This window comes from Methylobacterium sp. E-005 (genome assembly GCF_022829725.1).
Classification (GTDB): Bacteria; Pseudomonadota; Alphaproteobacteria; order Rhizobiales; family Beijerinckiaceae; genus Methylobacterium.
Genome location: NZ_JAKSYG010000081.1, coordinates 79450 through 98903 on the forward strand (window position 1 = coordinate 79450; position 19454 = coordinate 98903).

General features: G+C 71.7%; 22 protein-coding genes. 15 read left to right on the forward strand and 7 right to left on the reverse strand.

The window, feature by feature from the left end; genetic code table 11:
• Positions 1-140: 140 nt before the first annotated feature.
• From MKK88_RS09250 to MKK88_RS09260, 3 genes are all read left to right on the forward strand, one after another.
• Positions 141-1208, forward strand: coding sequence for an acyltransferase family protein (locus MKK88_RS09250; protein WP_243998940.1), 1068 nt, complete (start codon positions 141-143; stop codon positions 1206-1208).
• Between the two features lie 74 nt (positions 1209-1282).
• A complete protein-coding gene (locus MKK88_RS09255; RefSeq protein ID WP_243998942.1) occupies positions 1283-1705 on the forward strand; it encodes an RNA polymerase sigma factor region1.1 domain-containing protein in 423 nt (140 codons plus the stop codon).
• A gap of 66 nt (positions 1706-1771) precedes the next feature.
• The gene (locus MKK88_RS09260) at positions 1772-2191 is read left to right on the forward strand and encodes a phage holin family protein (RefSeq protein WP_243998944.1); all 420 of its coding nucleotides are present in this window, start codon (positions 1772-1774) and stop codon (positions 2189-2191) included.
• Positions 2192-2200: 9 nt separating this feature from the next.
• On the opposite strand, the gene MKK88_RS09265 is transcribed toward MKK88_RS09260, so the two are convergent.
• A complete protein-coding gene (locus MKK88_RS09265; protein ID WP_243998946.1) occupies positions 2201-2419 on the reverse strand; it encodes a hypothetical protein in 219 nt (72 codons plus the stop codon).
• A gap of 452 nt (positions 2420-2871) precedes the next feature.
• Here MKK88_RS09265 and MKK88_RS09270 point away from each other — a divergent pair, with 452 nt between their 5' ends.
• From MKK88_RS09270 to MKK88_RS09280, 3 genes are read left to right on the forward strand one after another with little or no spacing between them, the layout of a single operon-like run.
• The gene (locus MKK88_RS09270) at positions 2872-4113 is read left to right on the forward strand and encodes an MFS transporter (RefSeq protein WP_243998948.1); all 1242 of its coding nucleotides are present in this window, start codon (positions 2872-2874) and stop codon (positions 4111-4113) included.
• Complete coding sequence (fhuF, locus tag MKK88_RS09275) at positions 4110-4880, forward strand: siderophore-iron reductase FhuF (RefSeq protein WP_243998950.1); 771 nt, start codon at positions 4110-4112, stop codon at positions 4878-4880. Before MKK88_RS09270 ends, fhuF begins: the two co-directional genes overlap by 4 nt.
• Before the next feature lie 12 nt (positions 4881-4892).
• Complete coding sequence (locus tag MKK88_RS09280) at positions 4893-6638, forward strand: ABC transporter ATP-binding protein (RefSeq protein WP_243998952.1); 1746 nt, start codon at positions 4893-4895, stop codon at positions 6636-6638.
• Positions 6639-6666: 28 nt separating this feature from the next.
• Here MKK88_RS09280 and MKK88_RS09285 read toward each other — a convergent pair whose 3' ends face one another.
• Together MKK88_RS09285 and MKK88_RS09290 are read right to left on the reverse strand one after the other, a co-directional pair.
• Positions 6667-6897, reverse strand: coding sequence for a hypothetical protein (locus tag MKK88_RS09285; RefSeq protein ID WP_243998954.1), 231 nt, complete (start codon positions 6895-6897; stop codon positions 6667-6669).
• 15 nt (positions 6898-6912) lie between these two features.
• Entirely contained in the window at positions 6913-7209 is a 297-nt protein-coding gene (locus tag MKK88_RS09290) for a succinate dehydrogenase assembly factor 2 (RefSeq protein ID WP_243998956.1), read from the reverse strand.
• 194 nt (positions 7210-7403) lie between these two features.
• On the opposite strand from MKK88_RS09290, the gene MKK88_RS09295 reads away from it, so the two are divergent.
• The 3 genes from MKK88_RS09295 (at position 7404) to MKK88_RS09305 (ending at position 9309) form a co-directional block, all read left to right on the forward strand.
• On the forward strand, positions 7404-8381 hold the full coding sequence (locus MKK88_RS09295; protein WP_243998958.1) for a quinone oxidoreductase family protein: 978 nt from the start codon (positions 7404-7406) through the stop codon (positions 8379-8381).
• Positions 8382-8391: 10 nt separating this feature from the next.
• Positions 8392-9018: a nicotinamidase gene (locus MKK88_RS09300; protein ID WP_243998960.1), complete on the forward strand. Its 627-nt coding sequence runs from the start codon at positions 8392-8394 to the stop codon at positions 9016-9018.
• A gap of 90 nt (positions 9019-9108) precedes the next feature.
• Positions 9109-9309, forward strand: a complete 201-nt coding sequence (locus tag MKK88_RS09305; RefSeq protein WP_160536317.1) for a hypothetical protein — start codon at positions 9109-9111, stop codon at positions 9307-9309.
• A gap of 64 nt (positions 9310-9373) precedes the next feature.
• On the opposite strand, the gene MKK88_RS09310 is transcribed toward MKK88_RS09305, so the two are convergent.
• On the reverse strand, positions 9374-9604 hold the full coding sequence (locus MKK88_RS09310; RefSeq protein ID WP_243998962.1) for a hypothetical protein: 231 nt from the start codon (positions 9602-9604) through the stop codon (positions 9374-9376).
• Between the two features lie 331 nt (positions 9605-9935).
• Positions 9936-11297, reverse strand: coding sequence for a 30S ribosomal protein S12 methylthiotransferase RimO (gene rimO, locus MKK88_RS09315; protein WP_243998964.1), 1362 nt, complete (start codon positions 11295-11297; stop codon positions 9936-9938).
• A 377-nt stretch (positions 11298-11674) separates the two neighbouring features.
• Between rimO and pabB the strand changes: the two genes are divergently transcribed.
• The 6 genes from pabB to MKK88_RS09345 all read left to right on the forward strand — a co-directional run bounded on the left by pabB (position 11675) and on the right by MKK88_RS09345 (position 17730).
• The gene (gene pabB, locus MKK88_RS09320) at positions 11675-13045 is read left to right on the forward strand and encodes an aminodeoxychorismate synthase component I (protein ID WP_243998966.1); all 1371 of its coding nucleotides are present in this window, start codon (positions 11675-11677) and stop codon (positions 13043-13045) included.
• Positions 13042-13656, forward strand: a complete 615-nt coding sequence (locus MKK88_RS09325) for an anthranilate synthase component II (RefSeq protein WP_243998968.1) — start codon at positions 13042-13044, stop codon at positions 13654-13656. Before pabB ends, MKK88_RS09325 begins: the two co-directional genes overlap by 4 nt.
• The gene (locus tag MKK88_RS09330; RefSeq protein WP_243998970.1) at positions 13643-14497 is read left to right on the forward strand and encodes an aminotransferase class IV; all 855 of its coding nucleotides are present in this window, start codon (positions 13643-13645) and stop codon (positions 14495-14497) included. Before MKK88_RS09325 ends, MKK88_RS09330 begins: the two co-directional genes overlap by 14 nt.
• Positions 14494-14937: a DoxX family protein gene (locus MKK88_RS09335; protein WP_243998972.1), complete on the forward strand. Its 444-nt coding sequence runs from the start codon at positions 14494-14496 to the stop codon at positions 14935-14937. The genes MKK88_RS09330 and MKK88_RS09335 overlap by 4 nt, the downstream gene beginning before the upstream one ends.
• A gap of 232 nt (positions 14938-15169) precedes the next feature.
• Positions 15170-15703 (forward strand): ferritin-like domain-containing protein, encoded by a 534-nt coding sequence (locus MKK88_RS09340; RefSeq protein WP_243998974.1) that lies wholly within the window; start codon positions 15170-15172, stop codon positions 15701-15703.
• Positions 15704-16032: 329 nt separating this feature from the next.
• On the forward strand, positions 16033-17730 hold the full coding sequence (locus MKK88_RS09345) for a methyl-accepting chemotaxis protein (RefSeq protein WP_243998976.1): 1698 nt from the start codon (positions 16033-16035) through the stop codon (positions 17728-17730).
• Positions 17731-17754: 24 nt separating this feature from the next.
• Here the strand turns inward: MKK88_RS09345 and MKK88_RS09350 are convergent, their stop codons facing one another.
• Both MKK88_RS09350 and mazG read right to left on the reverse strand, forming a co-directional pair.
• Positions 17755-18087 (reverse strand): hypothetical protein, encoded by a 333-nt coding sequence (locus MKK88_RS09350; RefSeq protein WP_243998978.1) that lies wholly within the window; start codon positions 18085-18087, stop codon positions 17755-17757.
• A gap of 130 nt (positions 18088-18217) precedes the next feature.
• Positions 18218-19099, reverse strand: coding sequence for a nucleoside triphosphate pyrophosphohydrolase (gene mazG, locus MKK88_RS09355; RefSeq protein ID WP_243998980.1), 882 nt, complete (start codon positions 19097-19099; stop codon positions 18218-18220).
• Positions 19100-19454: the final 355 nt, after the last annotated feature.

The following is a 19454-nucleotide window of genomic DNA, read 5'->3' on the forward strand; positions in this document are numbered from 1 at the left end:
GGGTATCGGGGCGGAGCCCTGATCCCTGGCCGCCGGAAGCGTGGCCGCAGATCCCGCCCCGGTGTTGCCGCTTCGCCCTTGTAGGGTCACCGGGTTTCCCGGCCCCTGGGCGGGTCGAAGGCAGCGCGGAGCGGGCAGGGGTGGCGAAGGCGGGGGCCGGCCGGGCGAACAATTTCGGGACGCTGCGCCTGCTGTTCGCGGCCCTGGTGATCCTCGCCCACGCCCCCGAGCTGGTGGACGGGGACCGGTCGCGCGAATTGCTGACGCGGGTGTTCGGCACCCTGTCGTTCGGCGAGGTGGCGGTCGACGGTTTCTTCCTCGTGAGCGGCTACCTGATCACCGCGAGCTACCGGGCCAAACGCTCCTTCGCCGACTACCTGATGCGGCGGGTGCGGCGGATCTATCCGGGCTTCGTGGTGGCCTCACTCCTGTGCGTCGCGGTCGTGGCGCCCCTGGCCGGGGGCGACCTCGCGGCCCTCTCGCTCCCGGAGACCCTGGCCCGGCTGGCCCTGCTGCTCATGCCGGTGGTCCCGGGCGCCTTCGCGGAGCTGCCCTATCCGATGCTCGACGGATCGATGTGGACGATCCCCTGCGAGTTCGGCTGCTACTTGCTGCTGGGCCTCGTCGGCACCGCCCGGGCACTCCGGCGGCGGGGCCGCTACCTCGCGATGCTGGCGGGCTTGAGCGGCCTGCTCGTCCTGCGTTGGCTGTACCTGCCGATCGGGCATCCGGGGGACGGACTCGGCTCCCTGTCGGAGATGATCCGGCTCAGCTTCGTGTTCGCCTGCGGCGGCGCCTTCCAGCTCTTCGCCGACCGGATCGCCTATACCGGCCGGGGCGCGGCTTTGGCCGCCGGGCTGCTCCTGCCGCTGCTGTTCAGCCCGCCGCTCGCCGAGCCGGCCTTCGCGCTGCTCGGCGGCTACCTGATCTTCTGGTTCGCCTTCGCGGTCCGGCCCCTCGCGCTCAGCCGCGCCACCGCGCAGGTCGATCCCTCCTACGGACTCTATCTCTACGCGTGGCCGATCCAGAACCTGCTGATCGCCCGGGTGCCGGGGCTCTCCCCCTGGACGGGGGCCGCCCTGACGCTGGCGGCCGCGCTGCCCCTCGGGATCCTGAGCTGGTACTGCGTCGAGCGGCCGATGCTCCGGCGCCCGCAGGGCTCGGCCGGCCTGGGGTCGGGTGACGCACTGGCCGCCCTCGGCCGCTGAGATCCGGTAACCGCCCCCGCCCTCGCGCGTTGGCGCCGGACCAGCAGGGCAGGGGGCCGAAAGGGGGGCCGGACATGTCCCAGACCATCGATCGCGGGACCCTCGACCGGCTCATCGCCCTCGGGCGGGAGCGCGGAGAACTCTCGGCGGAGGATCTGCGGGCCGCGCTGCCGGTGGAGCGCCTGGATGTCGACGATCTCGTCCTGGTGATGCTGGAACTGGAGGCCGCCGGGATCAGCGTCGAGCCCGAAGCCTTCGGGCCGCCCGCCGACAAGCCGCTCACGACCGCCGTGACCCTCCCGGCACGGGATCCCGGCTCCATTCCGGCGGTCCGGGCAGGGGAGGGCGCGGATGCCGCAGCCACCCCGACAGACGCCGGATCACGGCCGGCGCCGCCGCAGGGGGATCCGGACGACGGGGCAGGGGTCAACCGGGCCATCATCCTGGCAGGCCTCGCGACGCTGCTCGTGCTCGGCGCCGTGCTGCTGCTCCTCTGAGCGGACGCGGAACGCATCGGCCGGCGGCACCGTTGGCCGGGGGCTGTTCACGGAAGATCCGGCACCATGCGCCAACCCCCCGACGGAAACACCCCTGACGGAAACACCCCTGACGGAACCTTGGCCCTGCTGATCGCGGCCCTGCGCGCGGGCACCGCCCATGTCGAGGCGCTGCTCACGCTGGCGCGGACCGAGATCGACGGCAACCTCCGGGCGATCGTCTCGCTGGTGGCCATCGTCGGGACGATCCCGATCCTCCTGATCGTGACCTTCTTCCTCGGCCTCGACGGGGTGGTGAAGCTGCTGGCGCTGCCGCTGGGCTCCGAGGCGCCGGCGGCGCTGATCGTCGCCGCGCCCTTCCTGATCATGGCGCTCTGGCTCGGCTGGCTCGGGGCGCGCCGGATGGCGCTCTCGAATCTCGAACCCTGGCGGACATGGCGTCAGGCGAAGCGGACCATCCGGGAGGTGGCCGGGACTGGAGGCTGACGCCGGTTCTCAGCGCCCCCCCGTGCCGGTGGCTTTGGGGCTGAGGTGCAGGAAGCTGCGCTCGCCCGTGGCCGCCTCGGCGACGTGCTGGATCGTATCGAGCAGGTCGGCCACCGCGAGCGGCCCGGCGGGCCGGAAATCGGCCTTCGGCGCGACCCAGCGCTTCTGCGTGCGGCCCGCGGCGATCTGCGCCTCGCTCAGCGCATCGAAGTCCCGGCGTCGCGTCACGGATAGTCCCTCCAAGCTCGGCTCGCGATGGGAAAATCTGCCCGGATTATGGTTGATGAAGCATTAACGCCCGGGTCTGCACCGTTCGTCGCAGGACGATCGGATCGCATAAGACGGGTGCGTCCCGCGGTGATTGACGCGCCTCGGCCGTCAGCGCTCTCCGTCGTCGCGGGCGCAGCGAAGCGGCCCAGGGCAGCGCGACTTCGGTGGACGTGGCGCGGACTGGATTGCTTCGCTGCGCCCGCCAAGACGGTCGCCGCCTTCAGGGTGCGCTGAGCTCTTGTCCGACCAGCACAGGAAGCGCCGCGCGGCGGCACCATAGCCCCCGGCTTGATCCCCGGCATCAACCCCTATAGTCAGCAAAAACTGAGGTTCATCAATAGATTAGTGTGATTATAAACTACAGCCGTCGAATGGCCTGCTGTTCCGCTGCCGGATCCCGGGCCTAGCCCATGGCGGCAGGACAGGCCATCGGCATCCGGGTCACCGATACCCTGGCGGCCCTGCGCCCGCTGGCGCCGTTCTTCTGCCTGTACGTGACCTTCGGGGCGACGCTCGGCTTCCTGTCGGGCGGGGCGCCGCTGATCCTGCGGGCGCGGGGGGTGGAACTCGCCGAGGTCGGGCTGCTGCAGCTCATCAACCTGCCGGTCGGGCTGACCTTCCTGTGGGCGCCCCTCCTCGACCGCCTCCACCTGCCGGTGCTGACCCACCGCATCGGCTGGATCGCGGCCGCGCAGGGCGCGACGGTGCTCCTCCTCGCCGTGCTCAGCCTCGGCGCGCACTGGCCGCTCGCGGCGCTCCTCGCCCTGGCGGTGGCGGCCTGCGCCTGCGTGGCCACCATGGACATCGCCCTCGAAGCCCTGGTGGTCGAGACCGTGCCGGCGGAGCGGCGCGCCTTCGTGGCCTCGGCCAAGCTGTGCGGGGCCTCGCTCGGCGGGATCCTGGGTGTCGGCGTGCTGGTCGGCTCCTACGACCGGTTCGGCTGGCATGGGGCGGTCCTGACCTGCGCGGCTCTGGACGCCCTGTGCCTGCTGCCGATCCTGTTCTATCCGGAAGCCCAGCGCCGCGGGGCCGGGGGCCGGCCGGAGCGATGGTCGGGCTCCGTCGCGCGCCTGCGGGTGCTGGGCGGGCGGGTGCTGGCGCTCGGGGCCTATTTCGCCGCCGCCTACCTGCTCGGCGGGCCCAACACCCTGGCGCTGCTCGATCTCGGCGTGCCGCTGGGGCAGGTCGGGTTCCTGACCGGCACGGTCCTGCCGGGGGTCAACCTCGTCATGGCGCTGGCGGCGGGCGGGCTCGCCGCCCGGTTCGGCACGGTCCGGCTGATCGGGTTCGGCGCCGTCGGAATCCTCGCCTCCGGGGCCCTGATGGCCGGCGCCTGCGCGGGCCGGATGGCCGATCTCGCCATCGCCGCCACGGTGCTGAGCTTCGTCGCGGGCGGGTTCCTCGGGGTGCCGGTGTTCAACATGATCTACCGCTGGGCACAGGGGCCGAGCCCCGCCACCGACTACGCCCTGCTGTTCGGGGCGGCCTTCTTCGCCGCGATGCCCCTGCGGGTCGCCGCCCCGGCGCTCGCCGGCTGGATCGGCTGGCCGGGCTACTTCGCCGCCACCCTGCCGCCCTACGCCGCCGCGGTGGCGTGGCTCGCCGTCGCGATGGACCGGACGCTGCGCGCCGACCGGATGGACGTCCGATGATCGCCGAGGTCGCCGCCCAGGTCCCGGATTCGCTCGCGGCCTACCGGGACGGCGTCGCGGCCGGACCCGGCGGGCCGGCTTCCGTGCCGCTCCGGGCGCTGCGCGACCCGCGCGTGTTCGACGCGACCCTGGCAGCCTTCGCGGCGGGGCTAAGCCCCGCGGCGGGGCTTAGCCCCGCGATGGGGCTCGGCCCGGAGGCGGGCGGCGCCCCTTGCGACCGGCGCGTCCTGGTCTCGTACTGGAGCCAGTTCTACCTCGCCGCCCTGGCGACGCCGGCGCTCACCGCCCTGGTGCGCCTCGGCCGCCCGCTGCCCCTCGCCTTCGATACGATGAGCCTCGAACGCGACGGGGCCGGCCGGCCCTGCCGCTTCCGCCTGCCCGCGGCGGAGTCGGATTGCGGATCCTGCCCGGCCCCCGGCCTCGCCGGGCTGGTGGAGGCGCATCTGCAGCCCTTCGTGGCCCTGTGCCACGAACGCTGCGGCATCGCCCCGCGCATCCTCTGGGGCAACGCCGCGGTGATCCTCGACTACGTCGCGCGGGAGCTTGAAGGCGCACGTGGGGACGGGGAAGGGGCGGTCTGTGACGACGTCGCGTCCTGCCTCGGATGGCGCGCCGGCCCGGCCTGCGCTACGAGCCCCCTCTCGCAGGCGCTCTGCCCGGGGGCGTCGGGCTGCCGGCGGCGGCGGGTCTGCTGCCTGCGGCACCGCCTGCCGGGGGTGCCGTCCTGCGGCGCGCTCTGCCCCTCCGCATGCGCCGCCCAGACTTGATTTCGAGCCGCGATGCTGAAGGCCTTCCTCGCCTATTACCGGCCGTACCGGACCCTGTTCCTGGTCGATTTCGGCTGCGCGGTCCTGTCGGGCCTCTTGGAGCTCGGTTTTCCGGTGGCCGTGAAGGGCTTCATCGATTCCCTGCTGCCCCGGCAGGATTGGGGCCTGATCCTGCTCGCCGCGGCGGCACTCGCGCTGGTCTACGTCGCCAATGCCGGCCTCATGGTGGTGGTGACCTATTGGGGCCACGTGCTCGGCATCAACATCGAGACCACGATGCGGGAACGGGCCTTCGACCACCTGCAGAAGCTGTCCTTCCGCTTCTACGACGGCCAGAAGACCGGCCACCTCGTCGCCCGGGTGACCAAGGACCTGGAGGAGATCGGCGAGGTCGCCCATCACGGGCCCGAGGATCTGTTCATCGCCATCATGACGCTCTTCGGCGCCTTCGCGCTGATGCTCATGGTCCACGCGCCGCTGGCCGTCATCACCGGGGCGATCCTGCCGGTGATCGCCTTCGTGTCGATCCGCTACGGCGGCCGCATGACCCGCAACTGGCAGGCCCAGTACGGACGGGTCGGCGCCTTCAACGCCCGGATCGAGGAGAATGTCGGCGGCATGCGGGTCGTCCAGGCGTTCGCCAACGAGCCGCACGAGCGCGCCCTGTTCGCCCGCGACAATGCCCGCTACCGGGACACCAAGCTCGAAGCCTACCGGCTGATGGCGGCGGGCCTGTCGATCAACTATCTCGGCCTGCGCCTCGTCCAGATCGCGGTGCTGCTCGGCGGCGCCGCCTACGTGGTCCGGGGCGACCTGACGCCCGGGGGCTTCGTCGGCTTCCTGCTGCTGGTCGGCGTGTTCTACCGGCCTCTGGAAAAGATCGGCGCCGTCGTCGAGACCTACCCGAAGGGGGTCGCGGGCTTCCGTCGCTACCAGGAATTGCTCGCCACCGAACCCGACATCACCGACCGGCCGGACGCCCGCGCGGTGGAATCCCTGCGGGGCGACATCCGGTTCGAGGGCGTGGGCTTCGGCTACGGGCCGGGCCGCCCGGTCTTTTCCGGCCTCGACCTCGCGGTGGCGGCGGGCGAGACGGTGGCCTTCGTCGGCCCCTCGGGGGTCGGCAAGACCACGCTCTGCGCCCTGCTGCCGCGCTTCTACGAGGTGGCGGCGGGGCGGATCACCGTCGACGGGATCGACATCCGCGCCATCACGCTGGCCTCCCTGCGCCGCCAGATCGGCATCGTGCAGCAGGACGTGTTCCTGTTCGCCGGGACGATCCGCGAGAACATCGCCTATGGCCGCCTCGACGCCACGGAGGCCGAGATCGACGCGGCGGCCCGGCGCGCCCGCCTCGGCGAGCTGATCGACAGCCTGCCCGAGGGCCTCGCCACGGTGGTGGGCGAGCGCGGGGTGCGCCTGTCGGGTGGGCAGAAGCAGCGCATCGCCATCGCGCGGGTCTTCCTCAAGAACCCGCCGATCCTGATCCTCGACGAGGCGACCTCGGCGCTGGACACCGAGACCGAGCGGGAGATCCAGCGGGCGCTGGCCGACCTCGCCCGCGGACGCACGACCCTGGTGATCGCCCACCGGCTCGCCACCATCCGCGATGCCGACCGGATCGTGGTGCTGGGGGCGGGCGGCGTGGTCGAACAGGGCCGCCACGCGGCTCTGCTGGACGCGGGGGGCGCCTATGGCCGCCTGCACGCCGCCCAGTTCGGGGGCGGGGCGCCCGATCCGGTGCTGGCCGCGGAGTAGGCCGGCCAGCGGCGCCGGTCCACGCCTGTCACGCGTCCGGACCGACGATCTCCGCCAGCGCCGCCTCGACCCGGCCGCGGAAGAAATCCGCGTTGGGCATGCCTTCGGTCATCGTCGCGGCCCGGGCGGTGGCCTGTCGCAGGATCTCGGCGCGGAGCGCCGGATCCGAGCGCTCCATCATCTCCAGCAGGAGGCGCACCACGAGTTCGGTGGCGATCGACCGGGCCGGGTGGTCGTAGGTGGGCTTCGGTTCGTCCATTGGGGATGTTCGCTCTCAGGAATGGATCGGCGCGTCGTGCCGGTGGAACGCGCGCACGCGCTGCCAGACCGTCGTGTCGTAGTTCGACGGCGTCTCGACCTCGCCGGTGAGCCACTTGAACAGGTCGCGGTCCGGCACCTCGATCAGCGCCTCGAACTGGTCGAGCTCCGCCTCCGACAGATCGCCGATCTCGGCATCGGCGAATCGGCCCATGATCAGGTCCATCTCGCGGATGCCCCGGTGCCAGGCGCGGTACAGGAGGCGGCGGCGGCGCGGATCAAGATCGGCGCTCGTACGGGTGGTGCCGGACATTTTTGGAACTTCCGGTCGGAGGATCGGGCGGGTCTCGACGCCAAGATAGGCGGTCGGCTGCCCGGGATCCAGGATCCGGTCCCGGAGGCCAGGGAAGCGCGAAGGTCAAAAAGAAAAAGAAATTGCCTCCCGCCGCGGCTTCGTTATTTCGAATGCCAACGCCCTCGGACAGGGCGGCGAGCGGGAGTAGGACGATGCCGAAGGCAATCCGGGTCTACGAGTACGGCGGCCCCGAGGTGATGCGCTTCGAGGACGTGCCCCTGGCCGAGCCCGGCCCCGGGCAGATCCGCGTCAAGCAGGCCGCCATCGGCGTCAACTTCATCGACATCTACTTCCGCACCGGCGCCTACAAGTCCCCGCACCTGCCCTACACCCCCGGCAAGGAGGGCGCCGGCACCGTCACGGCGGTGGGCGAGGGCGTCACCCAGTTCAAGCCCGGCGACCGGGTCGCCTACGGCTCGGTGGCGGATGGCTGCTACGCCGAGGAGCCGGTGATCCCGGCCTCCGCGGCCGTGCCGATCCCCGAGGGGGTCGACGAGAAGACCGCCGCCGCCATGATGCTCAAGGGCCTCACCGTCGAGTACCTGCTGCACCGGACCTACGCGGTGAAGCCCGGCGACACGATCCTGTGGCAGGCGGCCGCCGGCGGCGTCGGCCTGATCGCGTGCCAATGGGCCAAGCACCTCGGCGCCACGGTGATCGGCACAGCCGGCAGCCCCGAGAAGGCGGAGCTCGCCAAGCAGAACGGCTGCGACCACGTCATCCTCTACCGGGAGGAGGATGTCGCCAAGCGCGTGCGCGAGATCACCGGCGGCAAGGGCGTGCCGGTGGTCTATGACGGCGTCGGGCAGGCGACCCTGATGGGCTCGCTCGACAGCCTCGCGCCGATGGGGCTGCTGGCGAGCTTCGGCTCGGCCTCCGGGGCGATCACCGGGCTCGACCTCGGCCTGCTGGCCCCGCGCGGATCGCTCTACGTGACCCGCCCGACGCTCGCGACCTTCTCGTCGAACCGCGCCACCCTGGAGGAGGCGGCCGCCCGCCTGTTCAAGGTGGTGCGCGAGGGCGCGGTGAAGATCGCGGTCAACGCCACTTACCCGCTGGCCGAGGCGCAGCAGGTCCACCGCGACCTCGCCGGCCGCGAGACCACCGGCTCGACCGTGATGGTGCCGTAAGGCTTTCGCCATGACGCCCGGCAGCGCCGACCTGCTCCTCGTCATCGACGTGCAGGCCGACTTCCTGCCGGGCGGGATGCTGCCCGTCCCGGGGGGGGACGCCGTGGTCGGGCCGATCAACGCCCTGCAGGGCCGGTTCCGGCATGTGGCCCTGACCCAGGACTGGCACCCGGCCGACCACGTCTCCTTCGCGGACAACCATGTCGGGCGGGCGCCGTTCGAGACGGTCGCGCTCCCCTATGGCGATCAGGTGCTGTGGCCCCGGCACTGCGTCCAGGGCAGTGCCGGCGCGGGTTTCGCGCCGGGGCTCGCCACCGACCGGGCGAGCCTCGTGATCCGCAAGGGGCTGGATTCCCGGATCGACAGCTACTCGGCCTTCCTGGAGGCCGACCGGACCACCCGCACCGGGCTCGCCGGCGCTCTGCGGGAGCGCGGCATCACCCGCCTCGTCCTGTGCGGCCTCGCCACGGATTTCTGCGTCGCCTGGAGCGCGCTCGACGCCCGCGCGGCGGGTTTCGACGTCTGCGTGGCGGCGGATGCAGTGCGTGGGATCGACGTGGACGGATCGCTCGCAGCCGCCTGGGCGCGCATGGCGGCGGAGGGGGTGCAGCGGATCGCGACGGCGGAGATCGGCTGAGCACCCGGGAGGCGAACCGCCGCACGGCCAGCGGGAGACTGTCCCGGCCCCGACGCGTTGGCCCGGCTCCAGCATCCGACAGGAGCCAGCATGTCGAACAAGCATCTGAAGACCGAGACGCCCACGGATGCCGACCTCAAGGGCAATCCCGGCATCGGCACCTCGAAGGGCATGAGCGGCGCCGATCCGGCGGATCTGCAGGCCGATTCGACCTTCGAGGGCGACGTCGACAACGAGACGAAGCTCGACGGCGGCATCGACCCGGATCACCGTCCGCGCAAGAACGCCTGAGCCGGGAACGCCGCAGCGTCGGCACGGCCCCGGACCGCCCGACCGGTCCGGGGCCGCAGGATTCTCAGCGGGCGCGGACCGGCGCCGGGCGGCGCGGCGGCGCGGCCGGTCCGGTGGTGGCCGGATCCCCGTGCGGTGCCGTCCGGATGAAGATCTGGCCCGGGCTCGCCGTGTAACCCCGCAGCATGGCCGCGTTGGCGGCGCTGAAACCGGAGGCGTCGTTCGCCAGGGCCGTGCCGGCCGGGACGGGCAGCATCAGCGCGGCGGCGATGGCCAGGGACGTGAATTTCGACACAAGCGGGCTCCTGCGGTTCAGGGCCGACGCACGCGAGGGCGTCAGCCGGATCGCCGCGATCTGGGTTTTAGACGGCCAAGACTGCGTGCGACAGCGCACAAGCGGTGCTGAAGTACAGTCCGAACCCGGTTTGGCAGTTCAAGATCCGGTAGGCCACGAGGTGTTCAACGGACGCAGCCTGACACGGATCAGAGCACCGGCCCGCGCTGCTGCTCGTCCGCGAAGGTGGTCCCGGCGCTGAGCGATGGGCGCGCCCGGCGGCCATGGGTCGGTCGCGCGTCGATCCCCCGCAGCCTCAGGCGCGTGCCGCGCGCGATGACCTACCGTGACCTCAGGCGACGCTGCCGTAGAGGTCGTAGGCCTCGGCCCGGTCGACCTTCACGGTGACGATGTCGCCGACCCGCACCGGGCGCCGGAAGGCGGCGTGGACGGTGCCGTCGATCTCCGGCGCGTCGGCCTTGGACCGGCCCCGGGCCACCCCGCCCTCGACGGCATCGACGATGATGGGCAGCCGCTTGCCGACCTTGGCCCGCTGCAGCCGGAGCGCGATGCCGTTCTGGGTCTCCATGAACCGGCGCTTGCGCTCGGCCTTCACCGCGGGCGGCACGAGGTCGCCCAGCGCGTTGGCGGTGGCGCCCGCCACCGGCTCGTACTCGAAGCAGCCGACCCGATCGAGCTTGGCCTCCTGCAGCCACGCCAGCAGTTCCTCGAACTCGGCCTCGGTCTCACCGGGGAAGCCGACGATGAAGGTCGAGCGGATCGCGAGGTCCGGGCAGATCTGCCGCCAGCTCCGGATCCGGTCGAGCTGCCGCTCCTGGTTGCCGGGGCGGCGCATGCGCTTGAGCACCGACGGGCTCGCGTGCTGGAGCGGCATGTCGAGATAGGGGAGCACCTTGCCCTCGGCCATCAGCGGGATGACCTCGTCCACGTGCGGGTAGGGGTAGACGTAGTGCAGCCGCACCCAGGCCCCGAGCGCGCCGAGCTCCTTGGTGAGGTCATAGAACTTCGCCCGGACCTGGCGGTCCTGCCAGGGGCTCTCGGCATAGCGGATATCGACGCCGTAGGCGCTGGTGTCCTGGCTGACGACCAGCAGCTCCTTCACGCCGGCCTTCACCAGCTTCTCCGCCTCGCGCAGCACGTCGGCGGCGGGGCGGCTGACGAGGTTCCCGCGCAACGACGGGATGATGCAGAAGCTGCAGCGGTTGCTGCAGCCTTCCGAGATCTTCAGATAGGCGTAGTGGCGCGGGGTGAGCTTGATCCCCTGCGGCGGCACGAGGTCGAGGAACGGGTCGTGGGCCGGCGGCACCGCCTCGTGGACGGCCGCCACCACCGACTCGTAGGCTTGCGGCCCGGTCACCGCGAGGAGGTCGGGATACTTTGCGCGGATCTCCTCCGGCTGCGCACCCATGCAGCCGGTGACGATCACCCGGCCGTTCTCCGCCATGGCCTCGCCGATCGCCGAGAGCGACTCCGCCTTGGCCGAGTCGAGGAAGCCGCAGGTGTTGACGATCACCACGTCGGCACCGTCGTGCCGGCGGGCCAGCTCGTAGCCCTCCGCGCGCAGGTGCGTGAGGATCCGCTCGGAATCAACCAGCGCCTTCGGGCAGCCGAGCGAGACGAACGAGATTTTTGGGGCGGCCGCCTTGAGGTCTGAAGCCTTGGGGGCGGGCGTGGGGGCGGGCGTGGCGGTCATGGGCGCATTCGACGGGTCGGACGTCGCCCGCGCGTGCGGCTGGTCGGGACAGTCACACGGGGCGCGGGGGGACGAGAATTCGGGATCGCGCTCCTATAGCGGTTCCGGCCCGCCGGCGCGAGACCGCCCGCCGCAGGGGTGGCCGGCCTCAGGCGCGAGGCTTCCCATGAGGCGAAAACTTGGCTGTGGTTGTAGAGACTTGCCGGCGGATCCTCAGGCCATGCATGAGGCAGCGAGGCAGTCGCCCTGCGCGTCGGACACGGCCCGTCCGCACCCAGCGGTGGTTCCTGCGTGGAACTGCCGCTTCCCCCGCGGCATCGCCTGTGCGACGGCAGCAGATGACGCACAGCCAGAGGATAGCGGCCCCGGACCCGGTCATGTGGACCCGAGAGATTCCCTTCATCGATCCCGTCGCGGCCGCCGCCCGGCTGCGGTCCCTGCCGGGGCTCGCCTTCCTCGACAGCGCCATGCGGCACGACCCGCTCGGGCGGCACTCGATCATCGCCGCCGACCCGTTCGCGCGCTTCCGCTTCCGCGACGGCATCGCGACCCTGAACGGCGCTCCGGTGCCGGGCGGTCCCTTCGCGGCCCTGCGCGCCTGCCTCGCCCCCTACCGGATCGCGCCCGACCCCGAAAACCCCTTCCCGGGCGGGGCGATCGGCTACCTCGCCTACGATCTCGGCGCGGCTTTGGAGCGGATCGCGGCGCCGGCCCGGCGGGCGGGGCTGACCGACGACATCGCCCTGAACCTCTACGACACGGCCCTGGTGATCGATCAGGCCGACGGCACCGCCCGGCTCGTCGCCACCGGCTTCCCCGAGCGCGAGCCCGCCGCCCGGCAGGCCCGCGCGGAGGCGCGGCTGGCCGCCTTCGCCGACCGCCTCGGCACCGAACCGGCCGAGCCCCCGGGCCAACCTGAAAACAAGCTCACGTGGCGCTCGAACTTCGATCGGCAAAGCTATGAGGCTGCTGTCGAAAGGGTCCGCGCCTATATCCGCGCCGGCGACATCTACCAAGCCAATATCGCCCAGCGCTTCAGCGCCGACCTGCCCGCCGGTTTCGACCCGTTCGCCCTCTACCGGCGCCTGCGCGCCACCAACCCGGCGACCTTCGGGGCCTATCTGGAGTGGGAGGGGCTGAGCGTCGCCTCCTCCTCGCCCGAGCGCTTCATCCGCCTCGACGGCCGTCACGTGGAGACACGGCCGATCAAGGGCACCGCCCGCCGCCTCGACGATCCGGAGGCCGACCGACGGGTCGCCGCAGCGCTCCAGGCCAACGTCAAGGAGCGGGCCGAGAACGTCATGATCGTCGACCTGCTGCGCAACGACCTGTCGCGGGTGTGCAAGCCCGGCAGCGTCGCCGTGCCGACGCTGTGCGGGCTGGAGACCTACGCCAACGTCCACCATCTGGTGTCGGTGGTGACCGGACAACTCCGCGACGGGCTCGACGCCCTCGACCTCCTGGAAGGGACCTTTCCGGGCGGCTCGATCACGGGCGCCCCGAAGATCCGCGCCATGGACATCATCACGGAGATCGAGGGGGACGCGCGGGAACTCTATTGCGGCGCCATCGGCCGGATCGGCTTCGACGGGGCGATGGACACCTCGATCGCGATCCGCACCGTGTTCATGGACGACCGGCAGGCGGTCCTGCAGGCCGGGGGCGGGGTGACCCTGCTGTCGGAGCCGGGCCCGGAATACGACGAGACCCTGGCCAAGGCCGCCCGGGTGTTCGAGGCCTTCGCATGATCCTCGTCCTCGACAACTACGATTCCTTCGTCTTCAACGTGGTCCGCTACCTGGAGGAGCTGGGCGAGGACGTCCGGGTCGTGCGCAACGACGCGCTCGACGTGCCCGGCATCCGGGCACTCGAACCGGAGGCCCTGGTGGTCTCGCCCGGCCCCTGCACCCCCGCGGAGGCCGGGATCTCGCTCCCGGCAATCCGGGATCTGTCCGGCACGGTGCCGATCCTCGGCGTCTGCCTCGGCCATCAGGCGATCGGCGCGGCCTTCGGCGGCACGGTCGCGCGGGCGCAGCGCCCCCTCCACGGGCAGATGACGCCGATCGCCCATACCGGGGAGCGCCTGTTTTCCGGGCTGCCGGCGCCGATGCCGGTGGGGCGCTACCACTCGCTGGTGGTGAATCCCGGCCCCGACATGGAGCAGCACCTCTCGGTCGACGCCGTCTCGCAGGAGGGCGAGGTGATGGCGCTGTCGCACCGGACCCACCCGACCTACGGCATCCAGTTCCACCCGGAATCGGTCCTGACCGAGGGGGGCCACGCCCTGTTCGCGAATTTTCTGGGGCTGGCCCGCGCGTGGCGGGAGAGGCCGGAGGGACGCCGCGATGCTGTGGCGTGACGGGGCCCTCGCGCCCGGAACCACGGCCCCCCTCGACCATACCGACCGCGGCCTGACCCTCGGCGACGGCCTGTTCGATACGGCGCTGGCGCTCTCCGGCCGCGTGGCCTTCGAGGAGGCCCATATCGCCCGGCTCGTCGCCTCCGCGGCGACCCTCGGGATCCCGGCCGAGCCGGAGCGGATCCGCGCCGCCATGCGGAGCCTCGCAGGGCAGGGGGATCGGCTCGCGATCCGCACCACGCTCACGCGCGGCTCCGGCCCGCGGGGCCTGAAGCCGCCGGAGGATCCGCACCCCACGCTGTTCGCCACCGCGGCGCCGAGTGCGAAGGGGTCGGCCTTCGCACCCCTGCGCCTGTGGCCGACCGCCATCGCCCGCAACGACACCTCCCCCATCAGCCGCCTGAAGACGCTGGGCTATGGCGATGCGGTTCTGGCCGCCCGGGAGGCCGCGTCCGCCGGCTTCGACGAGGCGCTGTTCTGCAACACGCGGGCGCGCGTCGCCTGCGCGGGCACCGGCAATCTCTTCGCCCTGTTCGGCACGACTCTGGTCACGCCGCCGCTGGCGGACGGTGTGCTCGCCGGGATCGTGCGGGCCGAGATTCTTTTTGAGCTTGCCGCCGGATGCGGTCTGCGGGCCAAGGAGCGGTCGCTGAGCCTGTCCGAGTTCCTGGGCGCGGACGCCGTGTTCCTGACCAATTCCCTGCGGCTCCTGGCCCCCGTGACGGCCATCGGCGACACCACCTTCCCGGGCGCCGGCCACGCGGCGGTGGCCAGCCTGATGGCGGCTCTGCGGGCTCACGTGGCCCGATCCTGCGGCGTGGCCGAGGAGGTGGTCGCGTGACCGATCAGGGAATCGAGACCGGGCGGCGGAGGCTGCGCTACGCGCTCGCGGCGATCTACCTGTTCATCGGCGTGGTCCATCTCGTGGCGACCGACGCGATGCTGCCGCTCATGCCCGACTGGGTGCCCGAGCCCCGCCTCGTCATCCAGGCCACCGGCCTGTGCGAGCTCGCCGGCGCGATCGGCCTCCTGACGGACCGGTTCCGCCGGGCCGCCGCGATCGGCCTCGCGCTCTATGCGGTCTGCGTCTACCCGGCGAACCTCAAGCACGCCTTCGAACACATCCACGTCGACGGCATCCCGGATTCCTGGTGGTATCACGGGCCGCGGCTCGCCTTTCAGCCGGTCTTCGTCTGGGCGGCGCTCTGGGCCGGCGGGCTGATCGACTGGCCGTTCCGCCGTCCCGGGGGATCGGCCGGGACCCCGCCCGCCGCGCCCTGACGGGATCCCGTGATCCAGGGATCACGGCCTCCCTGGATCATGCGGGCCTTGGATCACGCGGCTCCTGGATCACGGGATCACAGGACGCCGCCAGAGCACGCCGCAGCGCAAAAAGTTCCTCCACAGGGCCGCGCAATCGGGAAAAAATCGGGCGGATACGGCCGGCGCCATCGGCGTTCCCCGTCCGGAAGCCGCGCACCCGGCAGCGGCCCCTGAACGGAGACTGACCGCCATGGCCAAGCAGAAGACGCTGCACGACGCCTTCTACGAGACCCTGAAGGACGTCTACTACGCCGAGAAGCAATCCGTGAAAGCGCTCAAGAAGTCCGCCAAGGCGGCCGAGCACGACGAACTGCGCCAGGCCTTCGAGACCCATGCCGAGGAGAGCGCCCAGCAGGTCGAGCGCCTGACCCAGGTGTTCGAGATCATCGGCAAGCCCGCCCGGGCCAAGACCTGCGAGGCGATGCAGGGCATCGTCTCCGAGATGGAGGAGGATCTGGAGGATTTCGAGGACAGCCCGGCCGCCGACGCGGTGCTGGCCGCCTGCGCCCAGGCGGTGGAGCATTACGAGATCGCCCGCTACGGCACCCTGAAGACCTGGGCGAGCCAGCTCGGCTACGCGGAGGCCGCCACGCTCCTCGACGAGACCCTGCAGGAGGAGAAGAAGACCGACGCCCTCCTCTCCAAGATCGCCGAATCGATCAACACCGCCGGCACCCCCGAGGATGCCGAGCCGTCGAAGGGCAAGGCCAAGAAGGCCGCCTGAGCGTGCGGACCCGGCGCCGTCACGGCGGCGCCGGGCCCTCCGGTCGCGTTCGCGACGTCCCTCACCCATGCGCGAAGACGGGTATCTGGCTCGACTTCTACAGGCCGGCACGCGCCTCAATAACGTGCCGGCGTATGCCAATCTTGATACTTGAAATAATTGATCTTAAAATTTACGCCCGTGCTGGTCTCCAATATTATGAACAGATCAAGACATTGAACACTGAATGATGATGTGATACGCACCGACGATCAACATCAGGTCGACAAAAACATAATTTTTCGTCCTGACGCCGCATCATTTGATGCACATCGCGGGCGGTACTGCAGATGAAGATCTTATCTCGCATCAAGATATTGACGAAAATCATCGCGCCGCTCGTGATCGTGGCGCTGGTCAGCGCCGTCACCGCGCGATCCGCGATCAGCACCCTGGATTCGATCCAAGAGCGCAGCAGCTTCGTCGCGGATTACCTGATGGTCCGGCTGATGGGCCTGCAGGACGTCAAGATCCATCTCGGCGACGCCGCCCTCATGAACCGCAACATCCTCGTCGGCGAGCCGAAGGCCGACCTCACCGCGTACAGGACCCGCTACGACGCGGCCGTCCAGACCACCCTCGCCACCCTCGACCGGCTCATCGCCGCGTCGCGCTCCGAAGCCGACCGGGCAAAGGTCGAGGCGATCCGCGGGATCACCGCGCCGCTGTTCGACACCGTGGCCCGCAGCAACGCGGCGGCCCTGGCGGGCGACCGGGACGGGGCGCTCCGGATCTCCCTCCAGGAGGCGCTCGCGGGGCGCAAGGCGTTCCACGCGGCGATGCAGGCCCACATCGCGGAGCTGCAACGGCAGATCGAGGACGGCAAGCACGCGACGCGGGACGAGGTCGCGCACGCGACCCGCATCCTGATCGTCACGACCGTGGCGGGGCTGCTCGTCGCCCTGGCCGTGGCCGGCGGGATCGCGGTGCTCGGGATCACGCGCCCCCTCGACAGGCTGGTCGTCGCCCTGCAGCGTATGGCCGGCGGGGCGAGCGACGTCACCCTCGAGGCGGCGGGCCGCCGCGACGAGATCGGCGCGGTCGGCCGCGCCGTCGAGGCCATCAAGACCATGGTGGCCCGCAACGCGGCCGAGGAGGCGGAACGCCGGCACGCGGAGGCGGCCGCAGCCGCAGCCGCGCGCAAGCGCGCCATGATGGCCCTCGCCGACACCTTCGAGCGGGCGGTGGCCGGCATCGTCGGGATGGTCTCGAACGCGGCCGCCGAGTTGCAGGCCACCGCCGGCCGGATGTCGGCCAGCGCCCAGGAGGCCGCCAGCCAGTCCACCACCGTGGCGGCCGCCGCGGAGCAGGCCGCCGCCAACGTCAACACCGTGGCGGCGGCCACCGAGGAACTCGGCAGCTCCATCCAGGAGATCAGCCGCCAGGTATCAGGCTCGACCGACCTCGCCCGGCGGGCCGTCGGCGAGGCCGATCAGACCGCCGTCCAGGTGTCCGCCCTGAACGACGCGGCGAGCCGGGTCGGCGACGTGGTGCAGCTGATCTCGACCATCGCGGCCCAGACCAACCTGCTGGCGCTCAACGCGACGATCGAGGCGGCCCGGGCCGGCGAAGCCGGACGCGGCTTCGCCGTGGTGGCGGCCGAGGTGAAGGCGCTGGCCGGCCAGACCGCCAAGGCCACCGGGGAGATTGCCGGCCAGATGGCCCGGATCCAGGGCGCGACGGGCGAGACGGTGGGGGCCATCGGGACCATCACCGGGCGCATCCGCGAGATCAACGCCGTCGCGGCGACGATCGCGGCGGCGGTGGAGCAGCAGGGGGCGGCCACCCAGGAGATCGTGCGGAATGTCGGGCAGGCGACGGCCGGAACCCAGCAGGTCACCGAGAACATCGCCGGCGTGGCCCAGGCCTCGGAGCAGACCGGCCGGGCGGCCGACCGCGTGCTCACGGCGGCGACCGACCTGTCACGCCAGTCCGAGCAGCTCGCGGCCGAGGTCGAAAGGTTTCTCAGCACCGTGCGGGCGGCGTGAGGACGGCGCGCGGGACGGGTGCGCTCAGTTCGGCTTCTCGATGGCGCTGAGCGGCGTCCAGTAGCAGCGCTCCTGCCCGGCCGCCGGCGCGATGCAGCCGTAGGTCATCGTCCGGGATTCGAGCCGGACCTCCTCACCGGGCTTCCAGTTCCGGCACTCGCCGTTCGCGAGGCTGCCCTGCAGGAGCTGCCCGAACCCGCTCTCGTCGCCGGCCATGACCAGCTTGAACAGGCGGTCCGTGACCTCCTGGCTGTGGCAGCCGAACCGCCCCTGGAGGATGGTCTCGGCGCTGGCGGGCCGGGGCAGGGCGGCGGCGGCCAGAACGGCCAGGGTAAGGGTGGGGAGGGCGAAGCGCATGGGCGGCACCATATCCGCCGGCTGAGGCCTGTCGAGCCCCCGTGACGCGCAGCGCCCCGCGCAGGATCGTCGCGCCGGCCGAGCGGCGCGCTCGGGCGCCGAACCGGTATCCCCTTCGGCGGAGAGCGCTCTACCCGGCCCGCTCCTTCTCGTCCCGCTTCACCGCCTGCCACGCGGCCTCCATGGCGGCCAGCTCCGAGCGGCCGAGTTCGCCCCCGGCCGCCGCCAGATGCGCCGCCATCGCGGCGAAGCGGCGCTCGAACTTGGCGGTACCGTCGCGCAAAGCCGCCTCCGGGTCGATCCCGGCATGGCGGGCGAGGTTGGCCACCGAGAACAGCAGGTCGCCGATCTCGTCCGCAACCGCGCGCTGATCGCTCGCCGCCAGGGCCTCGGCGACCTCGTCGGTCTCCTCGCGGACCTTGTCGACCACCTGAACGGCGTTGCCCCAGTCGAAGCCGTAGCCGGCCGCCCGCCGGGAGATTTTCTCCGCCCGGGCCAGCGCCGGCAGCGCACGGGCGACACCGCCGAGCGGATCCGGCGCGGATTCCGCGCTGCCGCGCGCAGCCCGCTGATCCGCCCGTTCCTGCGCCTTGATCGCGGCCCATTGCGCCTCGACCTGCGCCGGGTCGCGCAGGGCGGACCCCTCCGGCAGGAGCGTTCCGTCCGGCGCGAAGACGTGCGGGTGGCGGCGGACCAGCTTGTCGCCGATGGCGTGGGCCACGTCGTCGAACGCGAAGGCGCCCTGCTCCTCGGCCATGCGGGCGTGGAACACCACCTGCAGGAGCAGGTCGCCGAGTTCGTCGCGCAGATCGTCGCGATCGCCCCGGGCCACGGCATCGGCGACCTCGTAGGCCTCCTCGATCGTGTAGGGCACGATGGTGGCGGGGGTCTGCGCCACGTCCCAGGCACAACCGCGGACGGGATCGCGCAACGCCGCCATCAGGCGCAGGAGCCGGCCGAGCCCCGTCTCCGCCGCATCGCCCGCCCCGTCCGACTCGCGTGTCTCGCTCATGCCGATGGCGTTAGAGCCGTTCCCGACCGCGTGGCAACAGGGTCCTGGGTTTCCAGAGGGCGGAAGCCCTCTGGTGGGTCGTCAGGGAAGGCCCTGACCGTCCCGCCCCCCCCCCCGACACAGGACAAGGTCCGGCACCGGACAAAGTTCCGCAACGCCAAAAAGCCCGCCCCGCACAAAGTCCGGCACCAGAGCCCTGCCCTGGACCCCGCACAGGGCTCGCCCCGCACCTCCCACGCGGTTGTGCCGACGGCGTGACGCGAGTAGGCGCCCCTCTGCTCTGTCGCCGCGCCCCCCTCGCACGCCACGGTGGTCCACGCCCGACACTACCCGCGCTCCCACGAGGAGAACACCC